Genomic DNA, 21513 nt, shown 5'->3' with positions numbered 1-21513 from the left:
TTATTCTACATACATAAAGCCAATGATATATTTTTTTAACTTTGGATCATGTCATGCTGTTTTATTTTTGGCCGTAGGACGAATCATAACTGCCATTGCCCGCGGGCGACGAGGGGGATCTTGCATTTTTCCTAATAAAACAGCCAGGCCTGTTTTTTGATGTTCTTTTTCTTTGTTATAGTCTTCAGCATCTTTAACCCCGACTTGCTTGGCCATAATTTTAACCTTATTTTTCGCAAATCATTTTTGAAATTTGTTATATTCCTCATAAGTAAACTCTTTTTCTTCTCAGTCAAGATAAATCCGATCTTCTTGTTCATCCCATGATGCTAAATAATCACGAAAATGAATATTAGCAGTTGGTCCCCGTTGCATTAACTCCGTTGTTTTCTCTAACGCTTCGGCTAAAGTTTCAAAGCCATAACCAACAAAAGCATTTCCAACTCAGTGATGCTTATAAACTGGTTTTGCCGCATTAATTGGTTCTGTAAACGTAACAGCATAAGTTCAATATTTATCATCAATAGCACTTTTAAAAATTTCATAGCCATATTTTGAATGCTTAATTACAACAGCATCTTTCTTTACAGCGCACACTAAATGTTTAAAATGATTAATTATTATCGTTTTATCCTTTTCAGCTAACGACATTTTCATTTTATCCTTTTTCATATTCAAAATTTGTTCAGCGTAATACGATGGCATTAATAAACCCCCATGTTTTTTATACATTAATTATATAATAGGGTTTAATAATAATTAAGTAATTTAGTTAATATTTTTAATAATTTTATTAAAAAAAGAAGTTTATCCTTAAACTTCTTTTTTTGTTAATAATGTTAAAGATTTTGTATATATTTCTAACATTTTTTGTAAGTCACTAATTCGAACATATTCATTATAAGCATGCATTGTTGAATCTTCCAAATCAAATTCGGCCCCAAAGGCAACACAATTAGGCATTGATTTCGCATAAGTTCCTCCACCAAGAGCAATTGGTTGCGCTTTTTGATCACCTGTCACTTCCCGATAAACTTTCATAATATTTTTAATCATCGCACTATCTTTCGCCATATGAATTGGAACTTGTCAGTCAACACTTTTAAGTTCTAATTGATATTTTTTTAATTCCTCACTAAGACCAGCCACAATTTGATCTTTCGTAAATGTAACTGGAACCCGTAAATTAAGGGTTAAGCGGCTTTTTGTTTGGTCAATTTCAACAATGCCATTATTGACAATTAAATGACCTGTTTCATCAACCATTGTTGGAAAGATTTTACTAAAATTAAAAGCCTGATATAAGTGGTCTTTCACAAAATTGGCAATTGGGGATTTCGAACTGAATTGTGCGTAAGCATTTAATGTTGCTAATGCAGCATTAACACCCCGATCAGGAAAACTACCATGTGAAGCTCTTCCTTTAACAATTAAGTTTTCTCCTTCCAAATAATTTTCAATTCCTTGTGTTGTTAATCACTTGGCAATTTCTGCTTTAAATTCACCATTATAATAAACTAAATCAGCGACACAGTTATAGGCTTCGCCCCCTTTTAAAGTAAAAGAAGCACCTGGGCCCAAAATATCACCGTCATAAATCCCTTTTTCGGCATAAACAACTGGGAATGCCCCATCAGGAGTATATCCTAATGCTGGGGTCCCTTCTGTTGCCATATAGGCTTCAATACAAGTTCAGTCTGTTTCTTCTGTTAACCCATAAATTAAACGAATCCGATAATCAGGGTTAAAATTATGATCTTTTAAATACTTTAAGGCATATAAATTAATAATTGTTGGGCCTTTATCATCAAAAGAACCACGGCCAAATAATTTGCCATCTTTAACGATTGGTTGAAATGGTTCAAATTCTCATTTTGTTAAATCGCCAGTTGGAACAACATCTAAATGTCCTAAAATAGCAAAAATTTCTTCTCCACTACCATACTCAACAAAACCATAACGATTTTGGGGATCCTGATAAGTTCTAAAACCCAATTCATGAGCTAACTTAATCGCAAATGCTAAAACATCTTTTGTTCCTTGTCCAAATGGTCCATTTGTAACTGGTTCTGAGCGAACAGAGGGAATTTTGATAATTTCTTTAATATTTTCTAACGCTAATGGAAAGTACTCTTCTTGTAATTTTTTCACATCAATTAGCATAATTTTCATCTCCTATCAATTATTTGGTTTTATCATAACATAAAAAACCCTATTCTAATAGATTTATGAGAATATCGTTTAAAAGATTATAACCTTGTGGAGTACAACGTAAATGATTATCAACAACCTCTAAGCGGTTATGACTAATTTCGGCGCTAATTTTTGGTAAATAATACTGATAAGCTTCGTTAGCATCTTTAACTGTTGTTAAATTAATTCCCCCTGTTAATCGTAATCCCATCATTAAAATTTGAAAATAATAATCAGTTTGGGAAATTTGTGCTGTTTGTTGTGTTCAATCACAGTATTTCCGACTATTCTCAACTAGCAAATATTTCGGGTCATTTAAAAAACCAACAGCCCCTGGTCCTAGTGGTCAAAATGATTTATTAGTTCAATATGCTAAATTATGCAAAGCATATTTCTTATTTAAAGTATAATTTGAAATTTCATATCGTTCATAACCAATTTTTTGTAATTCCGTGTTAACAATTTCATCAAATTCAATATCATAATCTGGTAATTTTGTTTTTGTTTTCCCTCAATATGAATTTTCTTTTAAGATTAAGGAATATCAACTAAGATGATCTGGTTGTAACTCCCGAACAACGGCTAAATCATGGATAATATGGGTTTGGTTTTGGTCAAATAAATTATAAATTAAATCAAAAGAAATATTATCAAACCCTATTTTTCGCGCTAAATGGTAATTATCAATAACATCTTTAACATTATGATGGCGATTAATTTTTTTTAATAACTTATCATCAAAAGTTTGGACACCAATTGATAAACGATTAACATTATATTGTTTTAAAATAACTAATTGCGTATTGGTAATATTTTCAGGATTCAATTCAATTGAATATTCCTCTAAATTTGTTTGATCAAAACATTGTAAAATTGTTAAAAGCTGAGTTAATTGTTGATCAGATAAACTATTAGGTGTTCCACCTCCTAAATAAATTGTTTTTAAATTAAATTTGCTTAGATCTAAACCGGCGACTTCCGCGGTTAAAGTAACTAGATATTCTGTTACCATTTCTTCTTTATTTTTTTTAATTTTAAAAAAATCACAATAAAAACAAATGTGATTACAAAATGGAATGTGGACATATAAATGTTCAATCATCGTTTTCTCCCTTATCAATTAATATTGTTATTATTATATTATAAAATAGCTTAATCAAAAGAAAAAAACGTTAAAAGCGTTTTTTTCAAAGATTATCCCTTATTAAATCAGCGGCCAATAATTGGAACCCCTTTGCCAGCTTTTTTACGACGAGCAATTAACCATGGAATTGAAATTAATAATGTTAAGATAATTAAAAAGATAATAAAAATAACTAAACAAATACGGTTTGTTTTTTTGCGTAATGCTGCTAATTCTTCTGGTTTAACGATTTCATAACCATAATAACCAATAATATTTGCTTTACGTTTTTTTGTTAAAATAATATTTGTAATATGAATTCCCAACATTGCAATTAAAATAATAATATTAATTGTAATTGCTGCGGTTAAATCATCAACAATTCCTCAACTTCAGAAACCAAACATAAATTGTTCACCTTTATGTTGTTGGAATCCGTATAAAATCCCTAAGATAATTGCCCCAAAAACATACGTTGGAAAAGCAACTCAGTTTAAAACAATTCCCCGTACTGTCATTTTTTTATAATTATTAATTAGAAAGTGTGGAATAGTATGATTACCACGGTTTAAATTAATAACATATGTATTAGCTTCACGACGGACTCGTGATAAATCAAAGATACCACTAAATAATACTCCTAACGAAATAATTAATAAGGTAATTGTTAAAAATGGATGAGGAATATAAATTGCTTTAATCCCAATAATACTTTCCATCCCATTATTATGAGTAACAAAATATAAGGCAATAAATAAACTCGTACAAATTGTGCCAAAAATACCAATAACTGTCATTACTAAACTACTTATTTTTTCTGAACGAATTTCGCGGGCAATTTCAAATGGCATTAATTTATTAATATGTTCTTTACTTAATTTATTTGAATGTTGTTTTGAAGTTAATTGTGGTTGATAAGCATAACGTGATACTTCAGCCCCAACATTTCCTGCTGGTACTGAAGGATTATATTCAATTGGTTGAAGATAATTAGGATTTTGATATCCTGGCCCATTAAATTGTCCTGGCCCATGAAAACCTGGTGTTGGATTAACTGGTGATGAATAATTTGGAGTCCCGTAATTATTTGGTCCATAGTCATTAAATTGTTGTTGATCATAAAATTCATTCATGTTCATTTGATTATGCGGATTAATAATTCGACGTTGATATGGGCGACGATATTGATTAACATACATATGTTCTTCATTAAAATAACCTTCATTTGGTAATTTATTATAATATTGCTGTTGCGAAGGCATTTGAGGTTGGGGGCCATTAAAGTTATTTGGTCCATAATTTTGATTACCATTTTGATTCATCATTCGGCGCGGTAAAATTTGTTGTGGCGCTACTGGTTGATATTGGTGAGCTACTTCATGATTATAATATGGTTCAACATAGCCAGCTGGTCCCGGTTCGTGTTGTGGTCCAACAAAATTTTCTTGGGCACTAATAACTGCTTCTTCATTATTAATATCAAGATAGTAATTATATTGACCAGAAGGATTAATTCGTCCTGGTTTAATCATTTGATTACTATTATATAACATATTTGTATTATTTAATTGATTTTGTTTATATGCAACATTTGGTTGAATAAACTGTGGGTTATTTTGCGAATTATCAAAAGTTGATGCGGGTGGTTGACTATTTGGTGCTAAATTAGGATTAGAAAAATTTTGATCACTAGGATTATTTACCCCAACTTGAAAATTATCTCCTTGGCTGTTATTTGGCCCTTTTGGAGGATTATTATTTGTGACTAAATTTTTAACTGAATTAAAAAAACCCATACTTTGTACACCTGCCCTAATAGTTCTAGTATTTCTTTTTTACAATGAAGGTTATTATCTTAGCCTTTTAACCCGTTTTTTTTGGCTAACATAATTTCTTGTTCAAAATCTTCAATATTTTCTTTTAAACTAGCTTGTTTCTTCATTTTTGCTGTATTTAATTTCCGTTGTTTTCGTTTTTTATTTTGAAATAAAGAGAATGTTATCACAAAATAAATGAATAACAATAGTGCTGCAAATCCTAATAAAATACCAATTAACCCAATTACTGGTAAATTAAAATCTAGAATTTGAATATTTTTTGAATAGTTTATGCCCATTTTTACACCACACTATCTAAGTGTATTATAACAAAAAATTTTGATTTTCAAAACAAAAAATGCATTTTTAGTAATTTTTGGTTAATTTTCCACTTACCGCTGTTCGGGTGAACTTGTTACATTTGAAACTTGTGATTGAACTTTATCAATAAGGCTTTCACGTAATAAAATGTTAATTTTTGGAACTAGTAAAACAAGGTGATTACGATATTCCGCTAAAATGAGATCAGAGGTAAAATAAAATCCAACTAAAATTCCTAAAATAATTATTGCTGCAACCGTAAAAATAATCGTTGTAATATTATCAATATTAACGGCAAAGTTTGGTGTTTCAATAAAATTTTGTCCTAAAACATAATCGGCAAAAATCCCGACTTTTTTATATTTAAAAATGTTATCGGTAAATTGCACAAGAAATTCTGAACCAAAAAATAATAATTGAAATTGTCCAACAATTGGTAAGTTATTTGGTGCGCGATATTTTCATTCACAAACCATTGCAAATAAAATATTAAAACACATTGCATAAGCTAAACCATTAATTAATTGTAAAACAAGAAAAGCTTCTGGAGAGTGGTTAAATGCCGAAACAGCAAAGAAAATAAATCAAAAGAACATTCCTAGCGCAAAACTATATTTGATTCCTAATTTATTGTATAGAACATGACAAGCTAAATATGCCCCAAAAAACTGGGGAATAAAGAAAAATTGTTGGTTTAAGCGAATAAATTGATTAACAATATCAATATTATGATATTTTTCTCATGTTCGTTGTCCTAATAATCATAAATAGATGTTTGATTGTGATACTTCTTTTAAAATAATAATAAAAAACAACATTACAAAAATTATTAATACTTTATACCAGCGAAATGGTTCTAATGCTTTTTGCTGTTCAACAGTAAAACTTGTTGCCGTAAAATTTTTCCGAGCAAAAAACCAATATAATAATAAAGCTGATAAGATTGCGATAAAAGCTAACGAACCAATAATTGAAAATTGGGCGCGACTATTTAAAACATTAACTGTTGAAGAAATAATTAATGAATTAAGATCATTCCCAGCTAATAACGCTAAAGTTATTAGTGGCGCAATTAAACTAACAGTTTTAAAAGGAAAAAACTTTTTCCCATATATTTCATTATATGATAAATAATTAAGCCCTTTAATAGTAGCCCCTGCTCCTAGGATAATTGATAAAATAATTGTTGTCACGATATGAGGATAAGCTGTAAATAGCAAAATTCCTCCGGCCACTAAACTATAAATAACATAGTGAAAAATTCGTCAACTAAATTTTGATAATTTTTTTTGGCAAAATAAAAAAGGAATCATAAAAATAAAGGCATAAAAACCAATTGAAATTGCAAATAATAGTAATAAACTATCTAATCCAGTATAACCAAAATTAGTTAAAATCGAACTTAAGTCAACGTTATTACCAATAATTAAAAATAAGGCAAATCAAAAACAAAATATTTCAACCAAAAAAACCTTTTGACTTAAAACTTTAATACTACCACTTTTAAAAATGAATAACCCATAAAATAAAAATAGTAATAGTAATAATAATGGGTTAAATAAGAAATTATCCCAATTTTGCTGCAAGCAAGAACACCCTCTCTTTTTCTCATTAGATTATAACACAATAAAAAACCAACGGCGATAAAACTGATTAGACAAAAATATTTTTATTGTACTTAACATAACTAAATAATTGCCAAAAGAAAAAGTGACTAAAACACCTTTTCTTCTTATCAATTAAATTTTTTGTAAGTTAACAATCTTTTTTTACATTTCTTCAATAACATTAACACCTAACAAATTAAACGCATTAGAAAGAACTTGATATACTACTTTAACAAACACTAAACGTTGTTTTGTTAATTCAATTTGTTCAAGATTAATAATTTTAAACTCATTATAATATGAATGAAATTGGCGGGCAATATTTTGTAAATAGTCACACACTAAATGAGGTTGGCGTAATGTTGCTGCTCCTTCAATACAACGATTAAACAAATCAAGATCATTTAATAAGTCTAATTCTTTTTGTTCAACTAATAAATCAAAGTTTTTAACATCACTAATATCAATATTATTGGCCATACCTTGTTTTAAAACACTATTACAACGTGCTGAAGCATATTGCGCATAATAAACTGGGTTTTTTGATGAATGTTCTTTTAAAATGCCTATATCTAAATCCATATGACTTTGGGCACTTTTTGATACCAACATATAGCGAATTGGATCAACCCCAATTTCTTCAATTAGGTCAATTAATCAAACCGCTGTTCCTTTTCGCTTACTCATTTTATATTCTGCTCCATCTTTAATTAGACGGACCATTTGAATCATATCAATATCTAAAACATCTTTTTGATAACCTAATAATTGTAAACCTGCTAACATCCGAATAATATAACCATGGTGGTCACCCCCTCAGAAGTTAACCAATTTATCCGCTTTACTACGAATTAAGCGTTCATTATGAACAGCTAAATCAGGGGTAATATAGGTAAAATCACCATTTGCTTTAATCAAAACGCGATCTTTATCATCTCCAAAATCTGTTGTTCGTAATCATAACGCCCCATCTTTATGGTAACTTTTTCCTAATTTTTCATATTGCTTTAATGTTTCTTCAATTTTACCACCGGTATAAATTGCTTTTTCTGATGAATAATATTCAATATTAACACGGAATAATTCTAATTGGGCTTTAATAATATCCATAAAAATTTTGACTGATTTTTCACGGAATAATTCGTGCACTTCTGGATCGCTAATTTTGTAATGTTCATCAAAAGTTAGATTAATAAAACGATCTTGATACTCATCAATAAATAATTGGGCAACATCATTATACATTTCTCCACGATAAGATTCTTCGGGATATGGCATTGTTTTTCCCAACAAATTTAAATAACTAACAAAAACTGTAACAGCTAAAGTATTAATTTGATTTCCGGCATCATTAGTATAATATTCTGTTTGAACATTATATCCTGCTGCTTTCAAGATTCGCGCTACACTATCACCAATTGCCCCATTTCGCGCATGACCAACATGTAAAAATCCCGTTGGATTGGCTGAAACAATTTCTAAGTTATAAGTATAGTTTTTTGGTGCTGAATGACCAAATGCTGATTTTTTTGTTAAAACATCATTGATAACAGCTCATAATTGTTGATTTGCAATAGTAAAATTGATAAATCCTGGTCCAGCGATTTCAATTTTCTGAAAGTAGTTTTTATTGTGTTCTTCAAGATAAGCAATAATTTCTCCGGCAATTTCACGAGGGCTACATCCTAATTCTTTTGCTAATAGTAATGCTAAATTAGTTGATAAGTGGCCAAAATTACCCTGTTTTGGTTTTTCAATAATAATATCTTTCTTGATTTTCTTACTAATTAAAAAATCATTTAATAGGTTTGTGATTATCTTAATATTTGTATTCATATTTTCTTCCCTTCTTTCTTATGTTGTAATTTGTTTTTGGATTTTACTATAATAAAAGCCATCGGTGTTATTCTCATCGCCAAAGACTTGTTTTTCTTCCAATAAAACTAAGTCTTGATTAGCAGTTAAAAAATCTTTAATTTGATCATTATTTTCATAACGATTAAAAGTACAAGTTGAATAAACAAGGATTCCTCCTGGTTTTAATAACTGATAAGCTTTGTTCAACAACTTTTTTTGGATTTCCACTAAATTTGCCAATTGTTTTGGCCCTCATGGTTGGTACTTAATTTCTGGTTTTCGTTTCATAACCCCAAAACCACTACAAGGAACATCACATAAAATTTTGTCATATTCGATATTACTAATTATCTCACTTGCATTTAAACAATGCAATTCAATATTATGACATCCTAAACGCTGGCTATTAACCTCAACAACAGCTAAGCGGTTTTGATTAATATCATAAGCATCAATACGACCAGTATTATTCATTAGCTGACTCAAATAGGTTGTTTTTCCCCCTGGTGCACTACACATATCTAAAATTATGTCATTTGGTTGAGGATCTAAAACTTCAACAATTTTCATACTCATTTCATCTTGTAAATAAATTAAGCCCATTGTTAACATATCAGAATTAATCACTGGCATTTTAGCAATTAAAGCATTTGGTGAAATCTCACTAGCAGTTAATTGATATTGCGCATATTTTTTAATAAATTCCGCTACTGATATTTTTAAGGTATTAACTCGTAGACTAATTTTTGGAGTTTGATGGCTATCAACCGCAATTTTTTCCGCCCGCTCAACACCATATTGTTTGGCAAAAAAAATAAATAATAATGGTGGCATACTATTTTCTAGTAACAACTTTTCGTGCGAATCTGTTACTTCAAGAACTAATTGATCAGGATATTTTTTTATGACTTGTTTTAAGACTCCATTAATAAAACCACCAACTTTTTGATCAACAGCTTTGGCAATATTAACAGCTTCATTCACAATTGCATAACTTGGAACTCGGTCAAGAAAATAAAGTTGATATAAACTCATTCATAATAAGATTTGATATTGTAATTTTGTTTTGGATGGGATAATAAACTGCTTACAAAAATATTCCAGTAAGAGTTTATTCTTAATTGTGCCATAGACAATTTGAAAAACTAAAGTTTTATCGCGGTTAGAAATATCACTATTATTTTGAAAAAAATCCGTTAAAACCTTATTGCTGTATTTATGATGAGAAAAAATTTCTCGTAATAAATTAAAGGCAATATAACGCGGACTATTTTTAATCATAATCACGATTTAACGTTGTGCAATTTCTTTTTTTAAAATAGCAATAATTTCATTTGTCGCTTGTTCAACCGTATTATTGACCACAACATAATCATAATTTTTTTGGAGTGGTAATTCATCAGCCGCCTTTGCTAAGCGCGCTTGTAAAACATCTTCGGCTTCACTTTTCCGACCGCGAATCCGGCTTTCTAACTCCGCTAAACTAGGAGGAATTAAAAAAATTGAAACAGCATTAATGTTTTTAGCTAACACTTGTGTTGCACCTTGAACTTCAATTTCCAATAAAACATTTTTTCCTTGATTTGTTTGTTCTTCACAATATTTTTTTGGTGTTCCATAATAGTTTCCAACAAACTCAGCGTATTCTAGCAATTCATCATTGGCAATTGCTTGTTGAAACCGGGCTCTATCAACAAAAAAGTAATTTACCCCTTCTACTTCATTCACTCTTTTTTCTCTGGTTGTCATTGAAACTGAATAAGCTAAATTCAGTTCTGGATGTTTAAATAATTCTTGACAGATTGTTCCTTTTCCAACCCCACTCGGTCCGGAAAAAATAATTACAAATCCTTTTTTATTCACAATTTAGTCCCTTTCTAACCTTAATAGATATAAATACTTGTTTTGATACTGCTTTAATTTTAATAAATTTAAATCAAACTGCTCAAAATCCAATGGTTGATTAGCTTCACAAACAATTATCCCATTTGGATTTAAAATGTTATTTTTTAGTATTATAGAAATAATATCATAATAATAATTAATTTGAATAAATGGTGGGTCTAAAAATAAAATATCAATCGTTAATTTTTGGGTCAGAAAAGAATTTAATAAAAGTTTATAGTCTTGTTGAAAGAGATGGGCATTCTCAATTTTTAAATTTGTTAAATTTGTTTTAATAACATTAATCGCTCCCAAATGAACATCATTAAAATAACAATATTGTAAACCGCGTGATAACCCTTCTATTCCTAACTGACCACTACCAGCAAAAATATCTAAACCTATTTTGTTGTCAAAAATAAAATAATTATTTAAAATATTAAACATATCTTCTTTCACACGCGCTGTCATTGGCCTTGTATTCATTCCTGGTAATGTCCTCAACCGATAGCCTCGATATTTTCCACTAATTACTTGCATTTAGACCTCCCTTTAACAACCTATCAAATATCTATTTTATTATAATATTATACATAAAAACAAAGGAAAATTGGATGTTATGTTATAATTTTTATTGAGGTGATTTCCAATGTTACAAACTAAAAAACCAAGTAAAGCGTGGTTAGTTTTTGATAATACTCCTAGTATTCGCCAAACATCAAGCCCTGTACCCTTTCCTTTATCAACTGAACATGAAACAATAATGCAACAATTAATTGACTTTGTTCGTTTTTCCCAAGATCCAAAACAAAATATTAATCATATTGTCCGTCCTGCCGTTGGCCTTGCTGCTCCGCAAATTGGGGAAAACCTAAATATGTATTATATTCGCATTGAAGAGACTGATGATAAAACTGGGGAAAAAATTGTGACTGAACACGCAATGATAAATCCAAAAATAATTGGAAAAAGTTCACAATTAGCTTGTATTGAAGAAGGTGAAGGATGTTTAAGTGTTGATGGTGACAAAGAAGGTTTTGTGCCACGTAGTTTTCGGATTTTAGTTAGTGGTTATGACTATTTACTGCAAAAAGAGGTCCAAATTACCGCCCGTAACTATGAAGCAATCGTTTTCCAACATGAGCAAGAACATCTTGAAGGAAAACTATACTATGACTTAATTAATAAAAAAAATCCTTGAACAAAAGAAAAAGATTGAATTATTTTATAATAAAATTCAATCTTTTTTAATTTTAAAAAAATCTGCTAATTTTTCTTGAAAAGGAATAATATATGTTATAATTTCCTAAGAATTAAAAGAAGAGAGATATTGTTCTGAAAAATGATATTTAATAATTTATTATAAATTTTAAATTTTGTCAGTATAGAGAGGTTTTTATTATGAATAATGAACAAATGAATTTAAAGAATCCTGCGATACAAACTAATAGCGATGATTCAACAGACCAACAAGGGAAAACAGTTACAATGCCAAACCAAGAACCAACAAAGGTTTTTGCCTTAGGAGGATTAGAAGAAATTGGAAAAAATACTTATTGTATTGAACACCAAGATGAATTAATTATGATTGATGCTGGGGTTAAATTTCCTAGTTCAACAATGTTAGGAGTAGACGCTGTTATTCCAAATTATTCTTATTTAAAAGAAAATCAACGAAAAATTAAAGCGTTATTTATTACCCACGGTCATGAAGACCATATTGGAGGAATTCCATATTTATTACGTGAAGTTAACGTTCCAATTATTTATGCCCCCCGCTTAGCAGCAGCGTTAATTCGTGATCGTTTAAAAGAAGCAAAATTAGAACAAAATACCATTGTTAAAGAAATTGATAATATGAGTGTTATTAAAACAAAAAACTTTAAAATTAATTTCTTTGCCGTAAACCATAGTATCCCTGATGCTTTTGGAGTAACTGTTAATAGTCCTAACGGACGAATTGTTTCAACGGGTGATTATAAATTTGACTGAACACCATTAGGACACCGTGCTGATATTGAACGAATGGCAAATATGGGACAAGAAGGTGTAATGTTATTAATGGCAGATAGTACTAATGCCGAAGTTGAAGGTTATACTCAAACAGAAACAAAAATTATTAAAAATATTGGTGAATTATTTGTTAAAGCAAAAGGAAGAATTCTTATATCCACTTTTGCCTCAAATGTGCACCGAATTCAACACATTGTTGAAATTGCCAATAAATATGGTCGTAAAATCCTTGTTTTTGGACGTAGTCTAGACCGAATTATTAAAATTATTCGTCAAATGGGACATTTAAAAATTTCGGATAAAGCTTTTATTAAAGCAAATGAAGCAAAAAACTATAAAGATAGTGAAATCTTAATTATTTGTACTGGTAGTCAAGGTGAACCAATGGCTGCTTTATCACGAATTGCTAATAATCAACATCAACATATTTCAATTATTCCTGGTGATACAGTTATTTTCTCATCATCACCAATTCCAGGAAATCAAGCTGATGTGGAACGGGTAATCAATAAATTAGTACGGGCTGGAGCAATTGTTCATGAAAATAGCCCTCTAAATCAAATTCATACTTCTGGGCATGCCTCACAAGAAGAACAAAAACTATTATTTACCTTATTAAAACCAAAATATTTTATGCCAATGCATGGTGATTATCGAATGTTAAAACAACACGGAGAAACAGCTGTTAGTGTTAATATGAAAGAAGAAAATATCTTTATTTGTGCAAATGGTGATCAAATTGAATTGTTAAATGGCGAAGCAAAAATTGGAAAAAGAATTGAAGCAGAAGCAATTTATGTTGATGGAAAAGACTTATCAGGGCAAACAACAGCGGTTGTACGTGATCGCGAAATTTTATCAAAAGATGGTTTAATCGCTGTTGTTATTTCAATTGATTCACAAAACAATCGTTTATTATCTCCCCCAAGAATTATTTCGCGAGGTAGTTTCTATGTTAAAGAATCAGGGAATATTATTAATGAATCAATCCGTTTAACAACAGAAGCTATTAATGAAGTTCTTAAGACCCAAAAACCAACTTTTGGGGCTTTAAAAAGTGCGATTAAACAATCCCTATCCCCTTTCATTTACCGTTATAAACGTCGTAATCCCCTAATTATTCCTGTTATTTTAAATAAAAAGTAAAAAAATCGCTAAAAATAAAAGAAAGTGTCATAAAAACCTTTCTTTTATTTTTTTATTCCGGTATGCTATAATAAATATTACTAACTTAATAAAAAGGAGACAATAATGGATAACACAAAAATTAATGCCTTATGGCAAAATCTGAAAAATGATCAAAATAACGGTAATTTCCCAGTAACAATCTTTAATGGTTATACTAAAACAAGTGACCATGGAACTGTAATTGGCTTATTTAACAAAGATGGCAAAGTAATTAATGAATTAACAGGAGTTGGTTTTATTATTTTCGATCAAACTGTTTTTTATGCTCTGGGGGGAGGACAAATCTCAGATACCGGGTATTTAAAACAAGGAACTAATTTAATTCCAGTTTATGATTTAAATAAACAAATTTTTAAAAAAGTTTATGTTCACTTAGTTGATACTGGTACTGTGACAATTAAAATTAATGATGTTTTAGAACAAGAAATTAATACAACTCGCCGCAACAATTTAACAAAAAATCATACTGCTCAACATATTTTATCTTATACAATTGAAAAATTTGTTAATGATGGTGAATTAACCGATTCTGTCTTAATTAAAGAAGAATCATTTTTACTAGCAATGAATAAAACCGATAATTGACTAGATGTTTTACTACAAGCTCGCGATAAAATTATTACAACCTTTATTAATCATGATATCGCGCGAATTGAACACCAAATGCCAATTGCCGAAGCTCGTGCATTGCATTTAGCGCACCCTAGTTTTGAATATGACCCAATTGTTCGGGTGGTTGAATTCCCGGCCGCAACAATTGATTTATGTGGGGGAACACATGTTAATAATTTAAATGAAATTAGTTATTTTGAAATTTGAGATTGTTGAGTTGATAAAAAGAAAGTCCGAATGGAATCATCAACAAATCAAGTGGCAACTGTTCATTACTTTAGCACTTGAGCTAACAATAAAATTATGGAACTACAACAACTCCTTGATCGAATCAAAAAAATTGATCCCCAATTTTCTTATCAATTACCAGTTTTAACAACCCCAACTACTTTTGTTGAGAAAATTGCGCTAGAAAATAAGATTAAAATAATCGAGCAAGAATTAACAGAAATTAGTAAAGAAAAAAATAAACTTCTAATCCAAAAAGTAAATGAATTAGAAATTGAACCAATTATTGAACCAATTAGCAATAACTTAAATTTAGTTAGTTTTACTGTCAATGATGAGATTTTAACCCTTGATTTAATGCGTATTAAACTTAATAAGTTTTTCCAAGATTATCAAAATAGTCTAATTTACTTTAATAACCCAGTCCTAAAATATGCTTACATATCATTTACAAAAGTTAACAGTGTTAACTTTAATTTAAACCAATATTTCCAAGCTAATAAAACGGCTTTAAATTTAACAGGTGGAGGAACACCATTCTTTTTAAACATTACTTATCAAGATAATTTGGATCATTTTATGGAAACCTTATTATTAGAAATTAAAAAAAGCTAAGATTTTCTTAGCTTTTTTTAATTAATATGATTAACTATTAAAATAAAGGAAATTAAGTTCATTCCGGCATGCGTTAGAATTGTATATGTAACATTCCCTCATGTTATCATAAATAAACTTCCTAAAGCTAATGCTCCTCCTAAATAACCAATAATATGTTCTCAATCCCCACTTGTACTAACATGCATTCCAGCAAAATAAATTGTTGAGCAAGCTAGAGCAACTCATCGATCACCAACTAAACTAAAAATACCATGTCGACAAGCAAATTCTTCAATTACTGGTGCTAATAAAATCGTATAAATTGCTAATGCTAATGCATACCATCATTTATCAACTCCATTAACTAATGATTCTTGATTATTTGAAGTTCCCCCAGTAATTAATCCTTGTATAAATCCAAATAAATAATTCAAAGCAAAAGCTGCAATAATAGCAATTGGAACAATTATCAATACTCTTAGATAATCTTTTTTAAAAGTTAACTTTATTTTTTTAAAAAGTTGCGGACAAAAATAATAAGTTAACCCAATCGCAATCCCATTTCCAATCATTCCAACAATAATATTAATTAACCCTTTAACTTCCGTTGCTAAATTAGCTAAAAATGAACCAATAATAAGAGAAAAGATCAAACTAACAATTGCCGGAACAAAATAAAATAAATAAAAAGCTATCGCTCCTGAACGAAACATTTTATCATTTGTCCGGCTGAAAACAAAATATGAACCAACCCCAGAAATAATTCATGATAAAATTAAAGCTCCTAAATTTGCTGTAGCGGTATGATCAAATAAATAATTTAGTAAAATATTAATAAGAAATGGTCCAATAATTGCCGTTAAAATAAAAATATATCCGACTGATTTTAATGATACTAATTTAAAATCAAATGGTGATGCTTGATCAACTAGTCCTGGTTTAACTTGATATCATGCTCTTTTTTGATAATTATCCATCGTTTAAAACTCCTAACTTGCTTTCTAATTAAACTTTGCTCTATTATATAATGAAAAAACTGAGAATAATAGTTATTTTAAAAAAATAAAAAAATAATAGTTATAACTATTATTTTTTATTTAATAATTAATGAAGACTGGGTCATTTCCGCTGGAATTTCTTCTCCAATTAAATCAAGAATTGTTGGTGCAACATTCGCAATCCCAACTTCACCTTGACGAAGTTTTAAATCAGCTTTTGTAATAATAATTGGTACTAATTGTGAAGTATGCTTTTTATTTATGCCACCTTCTTCGTCCAACATTACCTCAGCGTTACCATGGTCGGCAGTAATAATCATAATTCCATCAACTGCTTTAATTGCTTGATAAATTTTTCCTAAACATTCATCAACTACTTTGACTGCTTTTGTTGCCGCTGCTAAATTACCAGTGTGACCAACCATATCACAGTTAGCAAAGTTTAAGATAATAACATCAAATTCTTTTTTATTTAATTCTTCAATTAATTTATCAGTAATCCCATACGCTGACATTTCTGGCATTAAATCATATGTTGCTACTTTTGGTGAAGCAATTAAATCTAGTGATGACCCTGGAAGGGTAATTTCTTCAGGGGTTGCTAGACCATTTTTAAAATAATCTTTCCCACCATCAAAGAAGAATGTCACATGGGCAATTTTTTCAGTTTCAGCAATTCGTAATTGTTGATATCCTTTTTTGCTTAATCATTCTCCTAAACCATTAGTAACTTCAATTGCTTGAAAAGCAATATGAGGTGAAGTAACTGTGTCAGCATATTTCATCATTGATACAAAATAAATATTATCAACTTTTGGTAAAAAATATTTATCACTTTCTCCCCCCGGAAAAGCAGGATTTGTAATTGCTGAAGCAATTGCGATTGCTCGATCTGGGCGGAAATTAGCAAATAAAACTCCATCCCCTGGTTTAATATAACCAGTTGGAGTATTAACATTATACCCAGGCATTAAAAATTCATCATTTCGCCCGGCCGCATATTCAGCATCAATATATGCAATTGGGTCAGTGAATGTTGCTCCTTGATGGGATACTAAAACATCATATGCCACTTGAACACGATCATATTTTTTATCACGATCCATTGCATAATAACGACCACCAATTGTCGCAATTTCTCCAACTTTTAATTGTTCTTGTAACACTTTAAATTTTTCAAGATATTCTTTAATACACTCTGGTTTTGTATCACGTCCATCACCAAATGCATGTAAATAAATCTCAGTTAATCCTTCTTGGGCTGCTAAACGATATGCTGCAAAAATATGGTCAATGTGTGAATGCACACCACCATCTGAAAATAGTCCCATAATATGGAAAGCACCATTATTTTCTTTCGCAAACTTAATTGCTGCTAATATTTCCGCATTTTGATTAAATGTCCCATCATTAATTGCTTTATTAATTAAAGTTAATGATTCATATTTAATTCTTCCTGCACCCAAGTGAATATGTCCAACTTCTGAGTTTCCCATTTGGCCCTCTGGTAATCCGACTCATTCCCCTGACGCATGGGCTTTTACTCATGGATATTTTTCCATTAACCCTAAAACATTTGTCATATGCGCTTGTGTTACCGCATTCCCAACACTATCTGGGGCAATTCCTCACCCATCTAAAATTGCTAATAAAATTGGTTGTTTAACCTTCATAACCTACTTTTTTTCCTTTCAAAAAATTTTATAACACGATAGTATTATACCTAAATTTCGCTATTTAAAATATATTTATTTAGCATTTTTGCTACACCACCATCTTTGGCATCACTTGTTACTTCTTTGGCAATTGCTTTAACTGCATCTTGGGCATTACCCATTGCAATTCCAACCCCAACATTTTTTAACATATGATAGTCATTCATACTATCCCCCATTGCCATCACATTTTCTAACTCAATCCCTCATTCTTCTGTTACTCATCGTAATCCTAATAATTTATTAATACCTGGGGCATTAATTTCCGCAACACCATTTTTATCAATTGCAATTTCAATATTATGTCCTTCAGTTAAAGCAACAACAAAAGGATGATCATCTGTTAAATCAAATCCTAAACATTTATAACCATCTTCACTAATAAGAGCATTATTGGGATTATATTGTTCAAATTCACCATTAAAAAAAACACATTCGGTATTTGCTTCTAAAATTGGATCAAAGTTAACAATTACTTTTGTCAAATCATTTGTATAGCATCAAATTTTAATTTGATGCTTTGCTGCTAAAGCAAAAATTACTTCCAATGTTGCTGATGGGATTGTTTGTTCATGAACAATTTGATTATTTTTAATATCATAAATACAAGCCCCATTAAAGCCAATAAAATATTGGTGATAATAATCCATTTTTACTTTTAAGGCTTCTTGTAACGAAGTTAAAATTGGACGGCCCGTTGCAAAGACAACCTTAACCCCTTTTGCTTGAGTTGCAATAATTGGGTCAATATTCTCAGTTAAAACCCCTTCTTGAAATACACAAGCTGTACCATCCATATCTAACGCCACTAATTCGATTTTATTCATTAATATTTTCTCTTTCTATTTTATTTATTAATATTCTAAGTTATTAGAACTTAAAAAAAGCTGTTATTTAATCTCAATATCAGCAGAAATTTTAATATATTTATCACTATCAATATTTTGTTCAGCGCTCTTAGATAATTTAACAACCATTGTTCCTTTAATTTCGTCATCATTTGCTAATTTACTTTCTTCTAGACTCTCAAAATTAGGTAATTCCGTCCAGTTTTGTTGTTGATCTAATAATCCTAATGATAATAAACTAAATGACTTTTCAACATCACTTGGTGCGGCATTATATTTTTCAACTAACTGCTGTTTAATTGCTGTTTGATAAAAAACTGTTAGTTGACCGTAAGCAAAAGTTTTTCATTCAGTTTGGCCTTCTTTACTAATCCCTTCTTTAACTACTAGTGGATTATTTTGAAATGTATCTGCACTCATCATCTTATATGATGAATTAACTGGTAATTTAATATTGTTAACTATTCAATCGCGAATTTTAGGAGAATAAGCGTATAACGCTCCTGCGACTCCTCCCAAAATTGCTAAAATCACAAAAATAATAACAAACGTTTTAATTACTGGATGACGTTTTGTTGTACAATTTTTGCACATGCAAGTTTGCAAATAATCTTGTCCTGGTCCTGATCCTGGGAATGGTTGATTATTATTTCTCGGTTGACGTTGCTGGTTTGCAAAATTGGGATTATTTGGTCGGTTAGGATTTTGGCGTGATCGGTAATAACCATTACCACGGTATTGATTATTAGAAGTAAAAGCATCTCAATCACTACCATCAAAATTATTGTTTTGTCGTCTATTGTTTCTGTCCATCTTTAATATTGCCCCTTTGTTTAATTACAATTATATTATACCACATTTTAGGGTCCCTTTAAATCCTTAGGTTTGACAAAATAAAAATTGAGGTTTTGCTCAATTTTTATTTTCGTTGTTTTATTCTTTGTTGTTTGTCAGTTGACTCTTCACCTTGATCATTAACACTACCAGTCTTTTGCACAGCTGTGGTATTATTTTCTATTTTAGTAATAGGTATGATAACTGAAGATAAACCTTCATTCATTCATCACCCACTTCACGGACAAATTAAAATAAATAATAATAAACTAATTCGAATAATTGGCCCAGCACTAGCGCCAGTTTCAATTGCGTTTAAAAAGTAAGAATAAATATTGTAACCCATAATAAAGGCAATACAAATTGTACTGATAATTGCCGTAGGAATAAAATACCAATACTGGTGGGAACTAACTTTTTTTGTATAGCGATTATATAATCCTAAACCAATAATGGATCCATACATTAAAAAGGCTAACACAACTCCGGCGTCACTAATAAAGCCATAAAAATCTAAATCAGTAAAAATTGTTGGAACTGCCATCACAATTGCTCAAAATAATGTTATTACCATTGCATAAAGGAATGTTGCCCGTTCAAAACTAGTTTTTGTTGCCAACTTATTAGCTTTTTTCCCAAAAAAACCAAAATTATCTTCAATTGAAGAACGGCTTAATTTAGTTAATGAAAAATGATAACCATTTAAGGCTCCAAAGGCACTAATAAAAATAAAGAAGAAAATAATTCGTTCAAAGATTTTATTTGCTAAGGGACTATTAAAGATTTTTCCGGCCGCTGCCGCAACACTGCCACTAGCATCTAAATTCAGAGTTCCAATTGATACTAATAAGTACAAAACTGTCACGGCTGTTAAACCAACAACAAGCGCTAAGGGAATATTTTTTTCCGGTTTAACAACATCTTTTTGAATATATGTCGTTGCTAAGAACCCATCAAAAGCAAAAAGAATGCCAGGCATTGCCATTAAAATCATTTCAAAGCCACTCTTCCCAGCAACCAATGGGTATTTACTCTGATCACCTAACCCACTTTCGCTAAAAGCATTTGGGTCATTATTAATAAAAAATAATCCAATTAGTCCAATAATAATTAAAGGAAAAACTTTTAAAATCACAGTAACAATTTGAATCCATTTACCAACTTTTTCTTGGTAAGAGCAAATATATACCAATAATAAACTATATAAAATTGAAAACGTTGCTAAAATTAATTCATAGTTTAAGTGTCCACCAACTTTTGCTTTGAAAATTTCTTCGGCCACTAAGCCCCCACCAAAAGCTCAAATTGATGCTTTTGTTGTATAATAAGCAATTACAGCTGCTGTAATCGGTAAATAAACATGGTTCATTGCACTACGGACAACATGGCCAAATCTTTTTCCCCCAAAAATTTTAGCGTATAAAGAAACTCCTGAATTTGAATCTTGCTTAGCTGAAGAAATTTCCATGAATGATAGACCAAATGAAACGGCCATAATTCCCCCAATCAGTCAAGCAATTAATCCTAAGATCCCATTCCCATTTGTGAATCCATAAACAGCTTCATTTTTAAAGAAAATTCCGGTCCCAATAATTGTTCCAATTGCCATTGATAGACACATAAAGAATCCATATTTTTTTGCAGTTGTTTTATGCATTTCTTAACTCCTTTTCTGTTT

General features: G+C 30.2%; 18 protein-coding genes. 3 read left to right on the top strand and 15 right to left on the bottom strand.

Going from position 1 to position 21513, the window contains the following annotated elements:
• From SCHRY_RS01575 to rsmD, 10 genes are all read right to left on the bottom strand, one after another.
• Positions 1-705 carry a hypothetical protein gene (locus SCHRY_RS01575; protein ID WP_016338722.1) on the bottom strand — a complete coding sequence of 235 codons (705 nt, stop codon included), beginning with the start codon at positions 703-705 and terminating at the stop codon, positions 1-3.
• Positions 706-813: 108 nt separating this feature from the next.
• The gene (locus tag SCHRY_RS01570) at positions 814-2163 is read right to left on the bottom strand and encodes a Sapep family Mn(2+)-dependent dipeptidase (RefSeq protein WP_016338721.1); all 1350 of its coding nucleotides are present in this window, start codon (positions 2161-2163) and stop codon (positions 814-816) included.
• 49 nt (positions 2164-2212) lie between these two features.
• Entirely contained in the window at positions 2213-3295 is a 1083-nt protein-coding gene (gene hemW / locus SCHRY_RS01565; RefSeq protein WP_016338720.1) for a radical SAM family heme chaperone HemW, read from the bottom strand.
• A 92-nt stretch (positions 3296-3387) separates the two neighbouring features.
• Positions 3388-5112 (bottom strand): MSC_0882 family membrane protein, encoded by a 1725-nt coding sequence (locus SCHRY_RS01560; RefSeq protein WP_016338719.1) that lies wholly within the window; start codon positions 5110-5112, stop codon positions 3388-3390.
• Between the two features lie 59 nt (positions 5113-5171).
• Positions 5172-5432 (bottom strand): hypothetical protein, encoded by a 261-nt coding sequence (locus SCHRY_RS01555; RefSeq protein ID WP_016338718.1) that lies wholly within the window; start codon positions 5430-5432, stop codon positions 5172-5174.
• A 93-nt stretch (positions 5433-5525) separates the two neighbouring features.
• A complete protein-coding gene (locus SCHRY_RS01550) occupies positions 5526-7040 on the bottom strand; it encodes a hypothetical protein (protein ID WP_016338717.1) in 1515 nt (504 codons plus the stop codon).
• A 183-nt stretch (positions 7041-7223) separates the two neighbouring features.
• The gene (gene argS, locus SCHRY_RS01545) at positions 7224-8897 is read right to left on the bottom strand and encodes an arginine--tRNA ligase (protein ID WP_016338716.1); all 1674 of its coding nucleotides are present in this window, start codon (positions 8895-8897) and stop codon (positions 7224-7226) included.
• A gap of 18 nt (positions 8898-8915) precedes the next feature.
• A complete protein-coding gene (gene rsmB / locus SCHRY_RS01540) occupies positions 8916-10199 on the bottom strand; it encodes a 16S rRNA (cytosine(967)-C(5))-methyltransferase RsmB (RefSeq protein ID WP_016338715.1) in 1284 nt (427 codons plus the stop codon).
• 9 nt (positions 10200-10208) lie between these two features.
• Entirely contained in the window at positions 10209-10781 is a 573-nt protein-coding gene (gene gmk / locus SCHRY_RS01535; protein WP_016338714.1) for a guanylate kinase, read from the bottom strand.
• Positions 10782-10784: 3 nt separating this feature from the next.
• Positions 10785-11342: a 16S rRNA (guanine(966)-N(2))-methyltransferase RsmD gene (rsmD, locus tag SCHRY_RS01530; RefSeq protein ID WP_016338713.1), complete on the bottom strand. Its 558-nt coding sequence runs from the start codon at positions 11340-11342 to the stop codon at positions 10785-10787.
• A 109-nt stretch (positions 11343-11451) separates the two neighbouring features.
• Between rsmD and def the strand changes: the two genes are divergently transcribed.
• The 3 genes from def (at position 11452) to SCHRY_RS01515 (ending at position 15458) form a co-directional block, all read left to right on the top strand.
• Positions 11452-12033: a peptide deformylase gene (gene def, locus SCHRY_RS01525; protein WP_016338712.1), complete on the top strand. Its 582-nt coding sequence runs from the start codon at positions 11452-11454 to the stop codon at positions 12031-12033.
• 170 nt (positions 12034-12203) lie between these two features.
• The gene (gene rnjA, locus SCHRY_RS01520; protein WP_016338711.1) at positions 12204-13961 is read left to right on the top strand and encodes a ribonuclease J1; all 1758 of its coding nucleotides are present in this window, start codon (positions 12204-12206) and stop codon (positions 13959-13961) included.
• A gap of 105 nt (positions 13962-14066) precedes the next feature.
• On the top strand, positions 14067-15458 hold the full coding sequence (locus tag SCHRY_RS01515) for an alanine--tRNA ligase-related protein (RefSeq protein ID WP_016338710.1): 1392 nt from the start codon (positions 14067-14069) through the stop codon (positions 15456-15458).
• 17 nt (positions 15459-15475) lie between these two features.
• Here SCHRY_RS01515 and SCHRY_RS01510 read toward each other — a convergent pair whose 3' ends face one another.
• From SCHRY_RS01510 to SCHRY_RS01490, 5 genes are all read right to left on the bottom strand, one after another.
• Positions 15476-16417, bottom strand: a complete 942-nt coding sequence (locus SCHRY_RS01510) for a CPBP family intramembrane glutamic endopeptidase (protein ID WP_016338709.1) — start codon at positions 16415-16417, stop codon at positions 15476-15478.
• 116 nt (positions 16418-16533) lie between these two features.
• Positions 16534-18111 (bottom strand): 2,3-bisphosphoglycerate-independent phosphoglycerate mutase, encoded by a 1578-nt coding sequence (gene gpmI, locus SCHRY_RS01505; protein WP_016338708.1) that lies wholly within the window; start codon positions 18109-18111, stop codon positions 16534-16536.
• 50 nt (positions 18112-18161) lie between these two features.
• Positions 18162-18980: a Cof-type HAD-IIB family hydrolase gene (locus SCHRY_RS01500; protein WP_016338707.1), complete on the bottom strand. Its 819-nt coding sequence runs from the start codon at positions 18978-18980 to the stop codon at positions 18162-18164.
• 63 nt (positions 18981-19043) lie between these two features.
• Entirely contained in the window at positions 19044-19814 is a 771-nt protein-coding gene (locus SCHRY_RS01495) for a hypothetical protein (protein ID WP_016338706.1), read from the bottom strand.
• 106 nt (positions 19815-19920) lie between these two features.
• Positions 19921-21492 carry an APC family permease gene (locus SCHRY_RS01490; RefSeq protein WP_016338705.1) on the bottom strand — a complete coding sequence of 524 codons (1572 nt, stop codon included), beginning with the start codon at positions 21490-21492 and terminating at the stop codon, positions 19921-19923.
• Between the last annotated feature and the right edge of the window lie 21 nt (positions 21493-21513).

The sequence above is a fragment of the Spiroplasma chrysopicola DF-1 genome (assembly GCF_000400935.1).
In the GTDB taxonomy this organism is placed as follows: Bacteria; Bacillota_I; Bacilli_A; order Mycoplasmatales; family Mycoplasmataceae; genus Spiroplasma; species Spiroplasma chrysopicola.
This window is presented reverse-complemented; position numbering and strand designations above follow the sequence as displayed.